Source organism: Palleronia pontilimi (assembly GCF_016412875.1).
In the GTDB taxonomy this organism is placed as follows: domain Bacteria; phylum Pseudomonadota; class Alphaproteobacteria; order Rhodobacterales; family Rhodobacteraceae; genus Palleronia; species Palleronia pontilimi.
The window spans coordinates 32,469-45,811 of sequence record NZ_JAEKPD010000013.1; the positions used below are offsets into that span (position 1 = coordinate 32,469).

A 13,343-nucleotide genomic window follows, 5' to 3' on the forward strand; every position below is an offset into this window, starting at 1 on the left:
CCCGCCTGTCAATCGCGCGCGGATCAGTTCAGGGCGGCCCGCAATCCGCTGCGGGTTTCGGGCGTGGCCAGCTGGTCGTGCAGCTCCTGGAAGATCATCGTGGCGGTCTTGCGGTCGCCCGAATTCAGGTAGGCGTAGCCGCGCATGATCGCGAGGTCCCGCCGGATGCCGCCGGTCAGCCGTTCCAGCGCGTCGAGATAGGCGATGGCGTCGCGGTATTCCTTGCGCTGGAAGGCGCGCACGCCGCGCTGGTCCAGGATGATGGTTTCGACGTCCAGGCGCTGCTCGTCGGTCAGGCTGGTGGTGGCGGCCAGCCGGGCGGCGTCTTCGGTCATCTGGTTGGCGAGCATGGCCAGCACCATGCCGAAGCGGGCGTCGCGGTCCACGGTGGCACCCAGCCCGGCGGTCGAGGCGACGCGGAAGGCCGCCAGCGCCTCGAGCGAGCGGTCCTGGTTGTAGGCGCACCACGCCCGTTCATAAAGCACGTCGACTGAGCGCGGGTCGGTCGAGTTGGCCAGGCATTGCGTCCAGGCGCCCGCCTTGGCGGCGCTGCGCACGGCGGCCAGGCGCGTGTCGCCGGACTTGCCCAGCCGCCCCGAGCGGGGCGGGGTCGGGGCCTGGGACGCCTCGGCGGTCTGCTGGGGCTCGGTCGCGCGGCGGCTGGTCTGGGCGGTGGCCCGGTCCTGCGCGGGGGTGTCGTCTTGGGCCGGTTTGCCCGCCAGCAGGTTCTGCTCGGCCACCGTGAGCGAGCGCAGCGCGCCGGGGCGGCGGGCCTTGGCGAAGGATGCAAGCTCGCGCAGCTCGGCGGCCGTCGCGATGGCGCTGGATTTCTGCAAGGTCGCCACCAGCACGCCGGTGTCGGTGCAAGTGCCCAGCACGCCGCGATAGGTCTGGAGCGCCGCGGCCTTGTCGCCCACCTTGGTCTGCATGAGCGCCAGTTGCCACGCGTTGTTCACGCGGTCGCAGCGCAGGATGCCGGGGTTGTTGCGGGCCACGGCGATGGCGGCATTGGCGTCGCCGCGGCCGATGGCGCGGTCGAACTGGGTCTGGGTCTCGGCGGTGGCCAGCAGGCGCGTCATCTCGGCGGGCGGGGTCCAGTCGGGATAGACGGTCTGCAGGTGTTGCAGGCGGCCCCGCGCGGCTTCCAGGTTGCCGATCTCGATCAGCCGCCAGATCCGGTTGGCGTCGTCGCCCGGTCCTTCGCCGGAGGAATTGGTCGCGGCGTTCAGGCGGGTCAGATCCTCGGGCGGGACCCAGTCGGGATGGAGCGTGCGCAGGCGCTGCATCTCGGCGCGGGCGGCCTTGGCGTCGCCCTGCTCGACGTAATAGGTCAGCGCGCGCAGCTCGGCGGGGCTGAGATCGCGGGCGGCCAGGGGGCCGCCGAGCGTGACGGCCAGCGCAAGGCCGATCAGCGGGGCAAGACGGGTGCGGGTCATATGGGGAAGCATTCTGGAAGCACCTCCATCTGGGCGAGATAGGTGAACATCTGCAGGGTGGCCGGGTAATAGGGCTGGTCGGTCGAGAACGGCGGCATGGACGAGCCCGGCGCCTTTTCGACGGCGCAGGCCGCCAGCGACGCGATGGCGGCGTAGCCGGGGGCGGAACTGGTTTCGGTGATCGCGCTGCCATCGGCTTTCACGACCGTGGCCGATTGCCCGGCGGGCAGAAGCCTGTCCGCGGCATGGGCGCGGACGACGACCGGGTGGTCGGCATCGCCCGACCAGATCATCCAGAGCGGGACACGCAACGCTTCGTAGCCGGAATCGGACGAGAAGCCTTCGGGCGCGCCGATGCCGTCGGCGCTGATCTGAATCCAGTCGGGGATCGGGCCGGTGCGGGCCATGTCGGCCAGCATTTCCACGCCGTCTTCGGCCGCGATACCCAGCGCGCCGACCCCGTGGTTCAGCGCCAGCTCGCGCATGGCGCGCGGGAAGTAGTAGGACGGGTTGACCACGATGCCTTCGTCCTTGCGGAACCCGAAAGCGCCGGGCAGCAGCAGCTGCACGCCGTCCTTGCCGGGATGGGCGACCAGGCAGCTCGCCACCAGGTCCGCCGCGACCGCGCCCGCTTCCTCGGAAAGCTCGGGGCGCGCGAAGACGCGGCCGCCGCGCGACAGGGCCCAGGCGTAGAACAGGTCGCCGTCGGACGCGTTGTTGGTGTCGGGCACGGCGGTTTCGGCATCGGGCAGCCAGCGCCAGGCCAGAAGCGCGTCGTCGCGGATCGCCAGGTTGTCGCGGGTCCAGCCATGCATCGCCTCGAACGCCTCGCGGTCGCGCAGGGCGGTCGCCAGCACCATGCCGTAGCCCTGGCCTTCGGAATGGCTTGCGCCGTCTTGCAACGCGTCGATCACCCGGCCCGACGGGTCGAGATAGGCGGTCTTCCATGCCTCCCAAGCGGGGTGCAGGGGGTGACGCTCTTGCGCGGCGGGGGCGCGGGTCGCCAGGCTCAAGGGAAGGGCGCCCAGCGCGGCAAGGACCTGGCGGCGGTGCATCAGTCGTTTCTCCGGGTGAGGACGACCAGCCGAAGCGCGATCGCGGCGAAGACAAGGGCCATGCCGAACAGGATGGCGGCGAAATAGACGGGACGCCAGGACGCGTAATTGCCCAGGATCGGGCGGAAATTGGCGATGGTGATCTGTTCCTGCAGCTGCGGCATCCGGCGGGTGTCGGCCCAGTTGCGCCAGATGTTGTCGTGGCCCAGCACCGACATCTGCCCGTTGGGACCGGCGATGGTGCGCCGCGCCGACGCGATCATCGACGCGACCTCGGCGAAGGCCACGTCAGGGCCGAGCACCAGCCACAGCGCGTTCGGTTGGGTCGCGTCGAGCTGCATCAGGATGGCCCGCCCGCGCTGGCCCGACAGCCATTCGGTGGCGGCGCGGTCGGCATCGGGAAACAGCCGTTCGCGCACGGCATTGGCCGACGCGCCCCAATTGGCCAGGGCCTGCCCGAAGAGGCCGTTATAGCCGTCGCGTTCTTCGACGGTGCCGATGTCGAAGATGCTGTCGCCGGGCAGCGCGCCGATGCGCCCGCCGGGATCGGTGGCGGGCAGGTCGATCCGCGGCGGGATCGTCAGCACGTCGCGCAGCGCCAGCCGCGAGAAGGTGTAGTCGCCCAAGGGCAGCCGCGTCAGCTGGTCGCTGGTCAGCACTTCGAGCCGGGTCGAGCCGCGCGCGGGCGCGCCCAGCGCCGTTACCAGTGCCAGCCGGTCGGCCATGCCCATGTCGCCCACGGAAAGCTGCGACAGCTGGATGTTGCCGGCCCGAAGCCGCGCCACCGCCTGCCGGATATCGGGCAGCCGCATCTTGGGCGAGCTGGGCACCGTCAGGGTCGAGCTGCCGCGGATTTCGAGCTTGGGGAAGGCTTCGGTCGGGCAGGCATAATCGGTGGGCGAACCGGGGATCATGGCTTCGAATTGCAAAAGGTTCGGGCCTTCCTTCAGCAGGTCGGCCTGGAACTTCACCGGGAATTGCTCGATCGGTTTGCCGCCTTCGTCTTCCAGCGGCAGCAGGCGCACGGTTTCGCCGTTGACCTTGATCAGGAGCTGGGAGTTCTCGGGCAGGTTGCGCGCGTAGGCGTAATCGAGATGCAGGATCGCCTTTTGCGCGGTCAGGATCAGCCAGTCGCGGGGCAGCGTGAAGACCTGGGGGCGGCTGAAATAATGGCTGGACGTGGTGACGGTATCCAGCCCGATTCGGTCCAGGCGCACCGGCTCGCCCGCTCTGAGCGCCGTCTCGGCGCCGATGCTGACGCCGGTGGTGCGGCGCGCGGTGGCACCCGCCCCGGCCATCAGCCCTTCCAGCACGCCGGTCAGGTCGGCCTCGACCCGGTCCAGGTCGCCCTGGCTGGTATCCACGTGCAGCACCAGAACCTCGGCGCCGTCGCCCGCGCGGCGGAACTCGGCCTGACTGAACGGCGTGGCAGCGCCGCCGACGGTGGCCGGGATCAACGTGATGCGCGCATGCGACGCGCCCGCGGCGCCGCCGAGTTGCGCCACGTCCCAGACGGGGCTGTCGGTGTAGGACAGCGTGTGCCCGCCCACCAGCTTGCCCAATTGCAGGGCCACGGCGTCCAGGACGGGCCGGGCCCAGATCGAGATGCCCGCCGGGTCGCGCAGCTCGACCGGGTTGCCATCGGCCGCGTCGCGGGCGACGGCGGCCAGGAAGTCGGCGGGCCCCGAGCTTTGCGAGGGCGCGTCGATCAGCGCGCCCGAGTTCGAGAGATCGATATCGGTCCACAGGTCGAACGCCGCGTCGGGGCCGCAATAGATGCGGTGGACCTGCTTCATGGCCAGCCGCACGGTGTTGAACCCGGCCTGCCACGCGGTTGCCGGCACGCCCACGGTGTCCGGCGCGTCGCCGGGCGCCTTGCCCAAGGTGAATTCGCCCATGGACACGTCGTTGACGAACACCTCCATCACCGAGCGTTCGGGCAGCACCGCGATGCCGCTATCGTGGTCGAGGATCAGCGCGCCGGGCGGCTGGCCCTGGGGCAGGAACAGCGAGAACTCGGCGCTGGGATATTCGCCCTGCAGGCGCAGCGTCTTGTGGCCCGGCAGGATCGGCAGCGGCGACAGCAGCGGCGCCAGGATCGGGCCGCGCGGGTCGGTGGCACCACCGCCGTCCTGCGCTGCGCGGGTGCGTTCCAGCCGCCCTGCCCCCTGGCCCAGCGGGTCGAGCGGCGCGTCGAGGATCGGCTGGCCCGGCGGCGATCCGGCATCGGTGGCGCCGAAGGACGGGATGACGATCACCTGGTCGTCCTGCGCCAGCGCGGTGCCGCAGAGCGCCAGCGCGGCGAGGCCCGCCAGCGCGATCCGTCCGGGCCGCGCGCTCATCGGCCCGCCCCCGCCGCGGCGAAGCTGTGCAGCGCGGGCTCGCCCGGCGCGGCGGTCTTGGCGGCGGGCGCGTCGCGGCCCTTGTCGTCGTCGGGCTTGAAATGCTCGATCGAGAAGGTCGGCTGGCGCCCGTCCTCGTAGCCCGCGAAGACCTGTTCGTGGATCAGCGGCTCTTCGGTGACGTGCGCGTTCAGGCGGCGCGCCTCGGCCGCCTTGCGGCGCGCGGGCTCGGCCATCAGTGCCTTCAGCGTGGTGAACGTGCCGGTGACCGACAGCCGCAGGATGTAGCCCAGCCCGCCCAGCAGGCCCATTTCGTGGAAGTAATGCTCGCGCCGGGCGGCCCAGCGGCTGGACTTGCCGTAGATCATCTGGCCGATGGTTTCGGCGACGATGTTGGGCTGGTCCTCGTCGTATTCGATGCCCACCAGGATCGCCTTGTCCTCGCGCCGGGTCCAGCGGATGTGGCCCGCGATGGGATGGGCCAGCGCGGGGGCTTCGGCCAGCGCGGGCAGCACCTTGATCGGCGCGCCTTCGGTGATCTGGCCGGGCGCGATGCCCTCGTCGCTGACGATCTTCACCTGCATCCCCGACAGCGAGCCGTCGAGCACGACGCCGCCGAGCTTGCGGTTGGGATGGCCCGCCAGCGCCACCAGCGCGGGCTCTTCCAACGGCACGCGCGGGGCGCCGCGGCGCTGCTGGGTTTCGCGCAGACAGGGCAAGGCCGCGCCGATCAGGATCAGGTTGAACACCGCCCAGCCGCCCACGACCTGCAGCACCTCGCGGTCGCCGGGGAACAGGTAGTAGCGGATGCCCGCCGCCACGACGCCCGCCACCATCAGCGCGAAGGTCCACAGCAGGGGGCCGGCGATGGGGGTGATCGACGCCTCGTCCAGCGTTTCGTCCTTGGCGGTCACGTTGAACTTGGCGCCCCGGGGCTTCAGGAAGGTCTTCAGCACCGCGCGGCTGAGATAGGGCGCCTGCGCGGTCTCGTAGAGCTCGGACATGAGCGGCCAGCGCGACCGGTTGAACAGCGCGTTCTGCACGATGAAGGAGGTGGCGACATAGGTCGCCATGTAGGCCACGACCTCGGACCGGGTGGCGACGAAGATTTCCAGCCCGAAGAACAGGTAGCACAAAGGCGCCAGCAGGAAGGTCATGCGGATGATCGGGAAGAACCAGAAGGTCATCGAGTTGATGTAGCAAAGCCGCTGGGTGACGCCCAAGCCCTTGCGCATCAGGGGATTTTTCAGCAGCAGCATCTGCATCATCCCCGCCGCCCAGCGCCCGCGCTGTTCGATGAAGCTGGTGAAGGTTTCGGGCTGCAGACCCGCGATCATGGCGCGGTTCACGTAGATCGAGCGCCAGCCGGTGGCGTGGATGTCGAGCGCGGTTTCGGCGTCCTCGGTGATCGTTTCGCCCGAGAAGCCACCGACGCTGTCGAGCGCGCGGCGGCGGATCAGCGCGGCCGAGCCGCAGAAGAACGTGCCGTGCCAACGGTCGAGGCCACGGTGAACGTGGCCATAGAACATCTCGTTCTCGGGGGGGCAATTGTCGACCAGGCCGACATTGCGCATGATCGGGTCGGGGTTCAGGAAGAAATGCGGCGTCTGGACCAGGAACAGGTCTTCGTGCTTCACGAAATACCCCGCGGTCCTGGCCAGGAAATCCCGGCTGGGCACGTGATCGGCGTCGAACACGGCCACCAGATCGCCGTCGAGCCGCTCGAGCGCCGCGGACATGTTGCCGGCCTTGGCGTGCTCGTTCCTGGCGCGGGTGGAATAGACCACCCCCAGATCGGCGCAGAGCGCCTGCAGTTCTGCGCGGCGCTCGGCGGATTGCTTGGATTTCTGCGGATCGTCGCTGGCGATCCGTTCATCCGTGCCGCCGTCGTCGCAGAGCACCACGCACATCTTGTCGGGCGGGTAGTGCATGTTGCGCGCCGCCGCGAGGGTGATCTTCAGCATCGACGCGGGCTCGTTGTAGCTGGGCACGAGCACGTTGACTGTGGGCAATTCGTCGACCCGGACCGTGGGCGGCATTGGCCGGGTCAGCGGATCGGAGGTCATGAAGGCGGTCAGGAAGAAGATGCAGATCGCGTAGGTCTCGGTCAGCAGCAGCAGCGTGGCGAAGACCAGCGAGATCGGCGAATCGAGGCCCGGCAGCGTTTCGGTCACGCGCCAGATCCAGTAGCGCAGCACCATGGCGCCCGCGATCGACAGCAGCGCGAAACGCGGGGCGGCCTGGTCGGCAAGCGGGCGCAGCAGCACCACGCCCAGCACGCCCGCCACGCCCAGCAGCGCCTGCGCCCAGGTCGAGATCGGGATCGACGCCAGCACCACGCAGACGAAGCCCACCACCAGCCACAGGCTGATCCAGATCGCGTGGCCCAGGGGCAGTTGCCGCTTTCTGTTGAAGAAATCGGCCATCAGTTGCGGGTTGGGGCGGCGAAGGGCGAGAGGTTCTTCAGCTTGACCGACGAGCGGCCGGGACCGACACCGGGCGCCGCGCCGATGTTCTGCGCCAGGATCGGGGCAAGCGCGTCCTGCGCGCGGCCCGGCGCGCAGTTGCGCAGCAGGACATCGACGGCGTCGGCCTTCACCGGAAGGGGCTTCGCGCCCTTGCCGAGCGAGCGGACGGCCAGCACGCACACGGTCTGGGGGCCGACCTGCTGGTCGATCCAGAAATAGGTGCCCATCGCGTCCGAGCCGGTCTTCATGTTGCGGTTGGTCAATTGCGTGAAGGGATAGGGCACGCCGCCGATATCCGACACGAAGCCTTCAAGGTTGAACCGACCGCCGGTCAGGCCGCCGGAGGTGCGCGAGCGCAGCAGCACGAAATTGTCGCCCTTGAGCGTGCTTTGATTGGCCAGCGCGATGCGCTGCTCCTGGGTGCTGCCCAGGTCGCGCTGCAGGGTCAGCAATCCGCCCGGCACGTAGACCCACGACCGCGACGCATCGACCATGCGGTACTGGGTGGTGGTCATGCGGTCCTGCAGGCTGTCCGAGCGGATGATGCCGGGCGCCGCGCACGCGGTCGCCACGGCGCAGACAGCCGCGAGCGCCGCCATGCGACGCGCGTTGGACCGGATGCGCGCCGCGGCGCGAACCAGAAGATCAACCCCAGTTGTCATACCCGTCGGTCAAAAAAACCGCTCCTTCCCCACGAACCGCTTTGCGCGATCCGCCAGAAAGCGACAGTCGGACCATGGACTGGCCGATCGGTCGCTGCTCTGTGCCTCATTGCTCGTCCGGATGCAGAAACACCCTTCCGCGATTTTGCGGATTTATTTTGTCCGAAAAGAACATATCGAATGTGGACTGGGTAGGGCAAATTCATGGCACGCCTGCGCTGCGGGCGGCAAGTGACGGAAAGAACACGCCGAAACCGGGCGTCGCGGCGGGCCTGATCGGGCGGGACGCACCGCTTGCGTCACTGCAGTCCGGGGGGCCGGATTGCGTGTTTTTCTCGGATTCTTCGGGGATATTGGGGCGAAGTCGGCGGCGGACTTCGGTCGGCGCCTACGCCCGCAGGGGGGGCCGAAGCGTCCCCGGCCGTGGAGCGGGGACGCTGGGGATGGGAGGTCCGGGCGGCCGCTGGACGACGCCGCGGCCGGGCGGGCCTTAGGTGTCGTCGTCGTCCCGCGGGCCGTCGGGCAGGTTGAAGAAGCTGTCGGCGTCGCTGACGTCGCGGTCGTCCTTTTCCTCCAGCTCTTCGCCGGTATCGCTCAGGCTGAAGGTTTCCAGCCCCGAGATCGCCGACGGCATCTTCGGCTCGGGATCGCCGCCCAGCGACTGCTCGGTCGAGACCAGTTTGCGGCGCTCGTCGTCGGTCATCACCGCGCCTTCGCGGGCCTTCTTGGCGGCGGCCTTCTGCACCTGCAGGTCCAGCTCGGACTGCTTGCACAGGCCCAGGGCGACGGGGTCGATGGGCTCGATGTTGTTGATGTTCCAGTGCGTGCGCTCGCGGATCGCCTGGATCGTCGGCTTGGTGGTGCCCACCAGCTTTGAGATCTGGGCATCCGCCAGCTCGGGGTGGAACTTCACCAGCCACAGGATCGACGCGGGCCGGTCCTGGCGCTTGCTGAGCGGCGTGTAGCGCGGCCCGCGGCGCTTTTCTTCGCCCAGGGCGGCGGGATTGAACTTCAGCTTCAGCTTGTGGGCCGGGTCCTTTTCGGCCTTGTCGATCTCTTCCTGGGTCAGCTGATTGTTGGCGACCGGATCGAAGCCCTTGACGCCCGCGGCCACGTCGCCGTCGGCGATGCCCTGCACTTCAAGCTCGTGCAGACCGCAGAAATCGGCGACCTGCTTGAAGGTCAGCGTGGTATTGTCGACCAGCCAGACGGCGGTGGCTTTGGCCATGATCGGTTTGTCGGACATCGCTCGTGCTCCCATTCAGACATGTCTTCCCCGTGGCCCGGATCAGAGGCCGGGCCGGTCAGGCCCAAGTTCGCATTGTCGGGGAACTCGGGGAGGATATAGTCACTGTCGGCCCTTTAGGAAAGACCCCAAATGCTGCGCTTGCTGGTCGTGCTATCGCTACTGCTGCCCGCGCCCCTGCGCGCGCAGGACCGCGCCGGGGCGTTCGATTACTACGTGCTGGCGCTGTCGTGGTCGCCCACCTGGTGCGCAATGGAAGGCGACGCGCGCGGCGCGGCGCAATGCGACGCGGGTGCCGATTTCGGCTGGGTTCTGCACGGGCTCTGGCCGCAATACGAGCGGGGCTATCCGCAATATTGCACGCTGCGCCTGGGCGATCCGTCGCGCCGCGACACCGCCGCCATGGCCGACATCATGGGCGGCCCCGGGGCGGCATGGTACCAGTGGAAGAAGCACGGACGCTGCGCGGGGCTGGCGTCCGACGAGTATTTCGCGCTTGCCCGCGACGCGTTTGCAAGCGTCGCCCGGCCGCAGGTGTTCCGAGACTTGGCGGAGCCCGTGAAACTGCCCGCGCGGGTGGTGGAAGAGGCGTTCCTGAAGGAAAACGCGCAGCTGTTTCCGGACGCGCTGACCGTCACCTGCAAATCGCGCCGCATCCAGGAGGTGCGCGTGTGCCTGACCCGCGACCTGGCCCCGCGCCGCTGCGGCGACGACGTGATCCGGGACTGCACCCAGCGCGACGCGCTGATGGACCCGATCGAATGAGGTTGCACCGCCACCCCGGCGCGCGCCTTGTCGCGGGCGACGATGGCGGGCTGCTGGACATCCTGGGCGCGGGGCTGGATTTGCGCGCCGACGGGGGCGGGCTGCGGGCCGACGGGGGCTACGGCACGTGGATCGAGGTCGCCACGGGCGGGACCACGGGCGCGCCGAAGATCCTGCGCCGCAGTGCCCAAAGCTGGATCGCGTCGTTCCGGATCAATGCGCGCCTGTTCCACATCACGCCCGAGGCCCGCGTGGCGTGCCTGAGCGTCATGGGCCATTCGATCGCGCTGTACGCGCTTTGCGAAGCCGCGCATCTGGGCGCGGGCCTTCTGGCGCTGGGGGGCATGCGCCCCGACCGGCAGGCCCAGGCGCTGCGCGCCCACGCCGCCACGCATCTGTGGCTGACGCCGACGCAGATCCGCCAGATCGCCCGGCACGGCCCCTTCCCGGCGCTGCGCCACGTCCTGGTCGGCGGCGGCGCGCTGGACGGGGCCGCGCGGTGGCTGGCGCGCGACGCCTTTCCGCGCGCGCGCATCGTGCCGTTCTACGGCGCGTCCGAGACTAGCTTCATCACGCTGGACGCGGCCCCCTATCCCGGCGTCGAGATCGCGCTGGATGAACGCGGGCTGATCCGCGTGCGCTCGCCCTATCTCTTCGACGGATATGTCAGCGGGGCCGATCCGGACCTGCGGCGCGACGGCGACTGGATCAGCCTGGGCGAGTTGGGCGCCTTCGCCGCGGACGGCGCGCTGGAGGTGCTGGGCCGCGTGTCGCGACAGGTCAATATCGCCGACCGGTTGGTCAGCCCCGAAGCGGCCGAGCGGGTGCTGGCCGAGGCCGCAGGGGCCGCGGTCGCGGTCGTCGCTCTGAGGGACCCGGCGCGCGGCCACCGCCTTGTCGCGATCCGGGAAGGGGCGCCCGATGCCGCGCTGGATGCGCGGCTTCTGGGCCAGTGCCGCGCCCGGATCGGGGCCGCGTCCACGCCGCACCGGATGGTCGCGCTGCCGGTGCTGCCGACGCTGCCGTCGGGCAAGCCCGATCTATGGGCGCTGACGCGCAGCCTGACGCATCCCGCATGAGCGACACCGCCATCCTGGCCGCGTTCCGCACGCCGGTGGCCCCCCGCGGCGGCGCGCTGGCCGGGCTGGACATCCACGCGCTGGCCGCACCGGTGATCCGCGCCTGCCTGCGCCACGCGGATGTCGCGCCGCACGAGATCGACGAGCTGATCCTGGGCAACGCGCTGGGCGCCGGGGGCAATCCCGCGCGGGTCGCGGCGCTGGCGGCGGGGCTGCACGAGCGGGTGGCGGGGCTGACGATCGACCGGCAATGCGTCAGCGGCCTGGACGCGGTTCTGCTGGGCGACGCGCTGATCCGGGCGGGCCGGGCGCGGCTGGTGCTGGCGGGCGGGGCCGAAAGCTATTCGCGCCGCCCCCTGCGCGCGCGTGGCACGGCTGCGGCGCCGCGCTTTTACGACCGGCCCGCCTTCGCGCCGCCCGGCATGCCCGATCCCGACCTGGCCGAAGCCGCCGCGGCGCTGGCGCGGGCCGACGGGATCACCCGCGACGCGATGGCGGCCTACGCGGTCGCCAGCCACGCGAGCGCGCGCGCGGCGGATCTGACGGCCGAGCTTGTCGCGGTGGCGGGACTGGCGCGGGACAGCTTCACCCGCGCCCTGTCGTCCGCCACGGCCGCGCGCGCGCCGCTGCTCTGCGACCCGATCACCACCGCCACCGCCGCCGTGGCCGCCGATGGTGCCGCGCTGCTGCTCCTGGGTCCCGCCCACATGGCGCCGGACGCGCCGCGCATCGTCGGCGGCTGCACCCTGGGCGGGGATCCCGCCACGCCGCCGCTGGCCCCGCTGGCCGCGATCCAGGACACGCTGAGCCGCGCGGGCGTCACGCCAGCCGACCTGACGGCCGTGGAAATGATGGAGGCCTATGCGAGCCAGGCCATGGCCACCGTCGCGCGCTGCGGGATCGATCCCGCAAGCGTCAATCGCGGCGGCGGCGCGTTGGCGCGGGGCCATCCCATCGGCGCCTCGGGCGCGGTCAACGCGGTGCGGCTGGTCCATGAGCTCGGGCGCGGCCCGGGACTGGGATTGGCCGCGATCGCGGCGGCGGGCGGCCTCGGGACAGCTTTGTTGCTGCGCGCCTAGCGGCGGGCGATTTTTGGCGCGGCCAGCTGAAGGACGACAGGTGGGATCCGCTCGAAATCCACCGGCGGCGCGTCGCCGCAGGCGGTGAAGCGCTTGAATTCGAAGCGATGTTCGGCCCCGTCCAGCGTGCCCGAATAGACCAGGCACCAGCCGAGCAGGGCGTCGCCCTCGTAAAGCTCGACGAGGCCGCGCAGGTGCCGCGCGTCGGATGCGTCGACCGAGAACCCGGTGCTCCAGCGGCGGCGCACCGGCAGGCGGCGATTGTTCGACACCACCGCCAACTGGGCGTCCGATCGCGGCTTCGGGATGCGCGATGCGCCCACGGATGCCAGTAGATCCTTCGACAGATAAGCGCTCATCCCGACGTCCCCCCAAACGTGCTCCCTGTCGAAGATGTCGCAGTCGGGGATCAAATCAAGCTTTTTGCACCCTTGGCCGAAGAACATGGGGGATCGCGGGATCGTAGAGCGCCGAGTCGCTGAAATCGCCGACCTCACCCAGCGCGGGCCCGACCAGGATCAGCGCCGTGCGGGTGATCTTTTCGGCGCGCACGCGTTCGCGGATATCCGACAGCGTGCCGCGCAGGAACGACTGGTCCGGCCAGCCCACCCGGTAGGCCACGATGACGGGGCAGTCGGGCCCGTAGAACGGCACCAGCTGGCGCTCGATCTCGCGCAGGGCGCGGATGCCCAGGTGGATGGCCAGCGTGGCGCCCGAGCGGGCGAAGTTTTCCAGCGTCTCGCCCGGCGGCATGGACGTGGATTTCATGCTCATGCGGGTCAGCACGATGGATTGCGCAACGCCCGGCACCGTCAGTTCCTGGCCCAGCGCCGCGGCGGCGGCGGCGTAGGCGGGCACGCCGGGCACGATCTGGTAGTCGATCCCGTCGGCGCGCAGGCGCCGGATCTGCTCGGCGATGGCGCCGTAAAGCGACGGATCGCCGGAATGGACCCGCGCCACGTCCTGCCCCTTCGCATGGGCCGCGACGATCTCGGCATGGGTGTCGTCCAGCGTCATGGGGGCAGTGTCCAGCACCCGCGCGCCTGCGGGCGCCTCGGCCACCACGGCCTGCGGCACCAACGATCCCGCGTAAAGGCAGACCGGGCAGGCCCGGATCAGGCGCTGGGCCTTGAGCGTCAGAAGCTCCGGGTCACCGGGACCCGCGCCGATGAAATAGACCGTCATGCCGATTCACCTTTCCAGAAATACCT

The 13,343-nt window shown here is 70.2% G+C and carries 11 protein-coding genes; 3 read left to right on the top strand and 8 right to left on the bottom strand.

From position 1 onward, the window contains the following. Positions 1-23 precede the first annotated feature (23 nt). The 6 genes from ILP92_RS12745 to ILP92_RS12770 all read right to left on the bottom strand — a co-directional run bounded on the left by ILP92_RS12745 (position 24) and on the right by ILP92_RS12770 (position 9,209). Positions 24-1,436 (bottom strand): hypothetical protein, encoded by a 1,413-nt coding sequence (locus ILP92_RS12745; RefSeq protein WP_198916792.1) that lies wholly within the window; start codon positions 1,434-1,436, stop codon positions 24-26. Beyond that, a complete protein-coding gene (locus ILP92_RS12750; RefSeq protein ID WP_198916793.1) occupies positions 1,433-2,491 on the bottom strand; it encodes a family 8 glycosyl hydrolase in 1,059 nt (352 codons plus the stop codon). Before ILP92_RS12750 ends, ILP92_RS12745 begins: the two co-directional genes overlap by 4 nt. Beyond that, a complete protein-coding gene (locus ILP92_RS12755) occupies positions 2,491-4,833 on the bottom strand; it encodes a cellulose biosynthesis cyclic di-GMP-binding regulatory protein BcsB (RefSeq protein WP_198916794.1) in 2,343 nt (780 codons plus the stop codon). Before ILP92_RS12755 ends, ILP92_RS12750 begins: the two co-directional genes overlap by 1 nt. Further along, positions 4,830-7,259, bottom strand: a complete 2,430-nt coding sequence (gene bcsA / locus ILP92_RS12760; protein WP_198916795.1) for a UDP-forming cellulose synthase catalytic subunit — start codon at positions 7,257-7,259, stop codon at positions 4,830-4,832. Before bcsA ends, ILP92_RS12755 begins: the two co-directional genes overlap by 4 nt. After that, on the bottom strand, positions 7,259-7,900 hold the full coding sequence (locus ILP92_RS12765) for a hypothetical protein (RefSeq protein WP_198916796.1): 642 nt from the start codon (positions 7,898-7,900) through the stop codon (positions 7,259-7,261). Before ILP92_RS12765 ends, bcsA begins: the two co-directional genes overlap by 1 nt. 553 nt (positions 7,901-8,453) lie before the next feature. After that, on the bottom strand, positions 8,454-9,209 hold the full coding sequence (locus tag ILP92_RS12770) for a DUF1013 domain-containing protein (protein ID WP_198916797.1): 756 nt from the start codon (positions 9,207-9,209) through the stop codon (positions 8,454-8,456). Positions 9,210-9,341: 132 nt separating this feature from the next. Between ILP92_RS12770 and ILP92_RS12775 the strand changes: the two genes are divergently transcribed. The 3 genes from ILP92_RS12775 to ILP92_RS12785 are packed head-to-tail and all read left to right on the top strand — an operon-like array spanning position 9,342 to position 12,132. After that, positions 9,342-9,974 carry a ribonuclease T2 family protein gene (locus ILP92_RS12775; protein WP_198916798.1) on the top strand — a complete coding sequence of 211 codons (633 nt, stop codon included), beginning with the start codon at positions 9,342-9,344 and terminating at the stop codon, positions 9,972-9,974. After that, positions 9,971-11,053, top strand: coding sequence for an AMP-binding protein (locus ILP92_RS12780; RefSeq protein WP_198916799.1), 1,083 nt, complete (start codon positions 9,971-9,973; stop codon positions 11,051-11,053). The genes ILP92_RS12775 and ILP92_RS12780 overlap by 4 nt, the downstream gene beginning before the upstream one ends. Continuing rightward, entirely contained in the window at positions 11,050-12,132 is a 1,083-nt protein-coding gene (locus ILP92_RS12785) for a thiolase family protein (RefSeq protein ID WP_198916800.1), read from the top strand. Before ILP92_RS12780 ends, ILP92_RS12785 begins: the two co-directional genes overlap by 4 nt. Here the strand turns inward: ILP92_RS12785 and ILP92_RS12790 are convergent. Then, positions 12,129-12,491 carry a hypothetical protein gene (locus ILP92_RS12790; RefSeq protein WP_198916801.1) on the bottom strand — a complete coding sequence of 121 codons (363 nt, stop codon included), beginning with the start codon at positions 12,489-12,491 and terminating at the stop codon, positions 12,129-12,131. The genes ILP92_RS12785 and ILP92_RS12790 overlap by 4 nt on opposite strands. 55 nt (positions 12,492-12,546) lie before the next feature. Then, the gene (gene cobM, locus ILP92_RS12795; RefSeq protein WP_198916802.1) at positions 12,547-13,317 is read right to left on the bottom strand and encodes a precorrin-4 C(11)-methyltransferase; all 771 of its coding nucleotides are present in this window, start codon (positions 13,315-13,317) and stop codon (positions 12,547-12,549) included. Positions 13,318-13,343 lie beyond the last annotated feature (26 nt).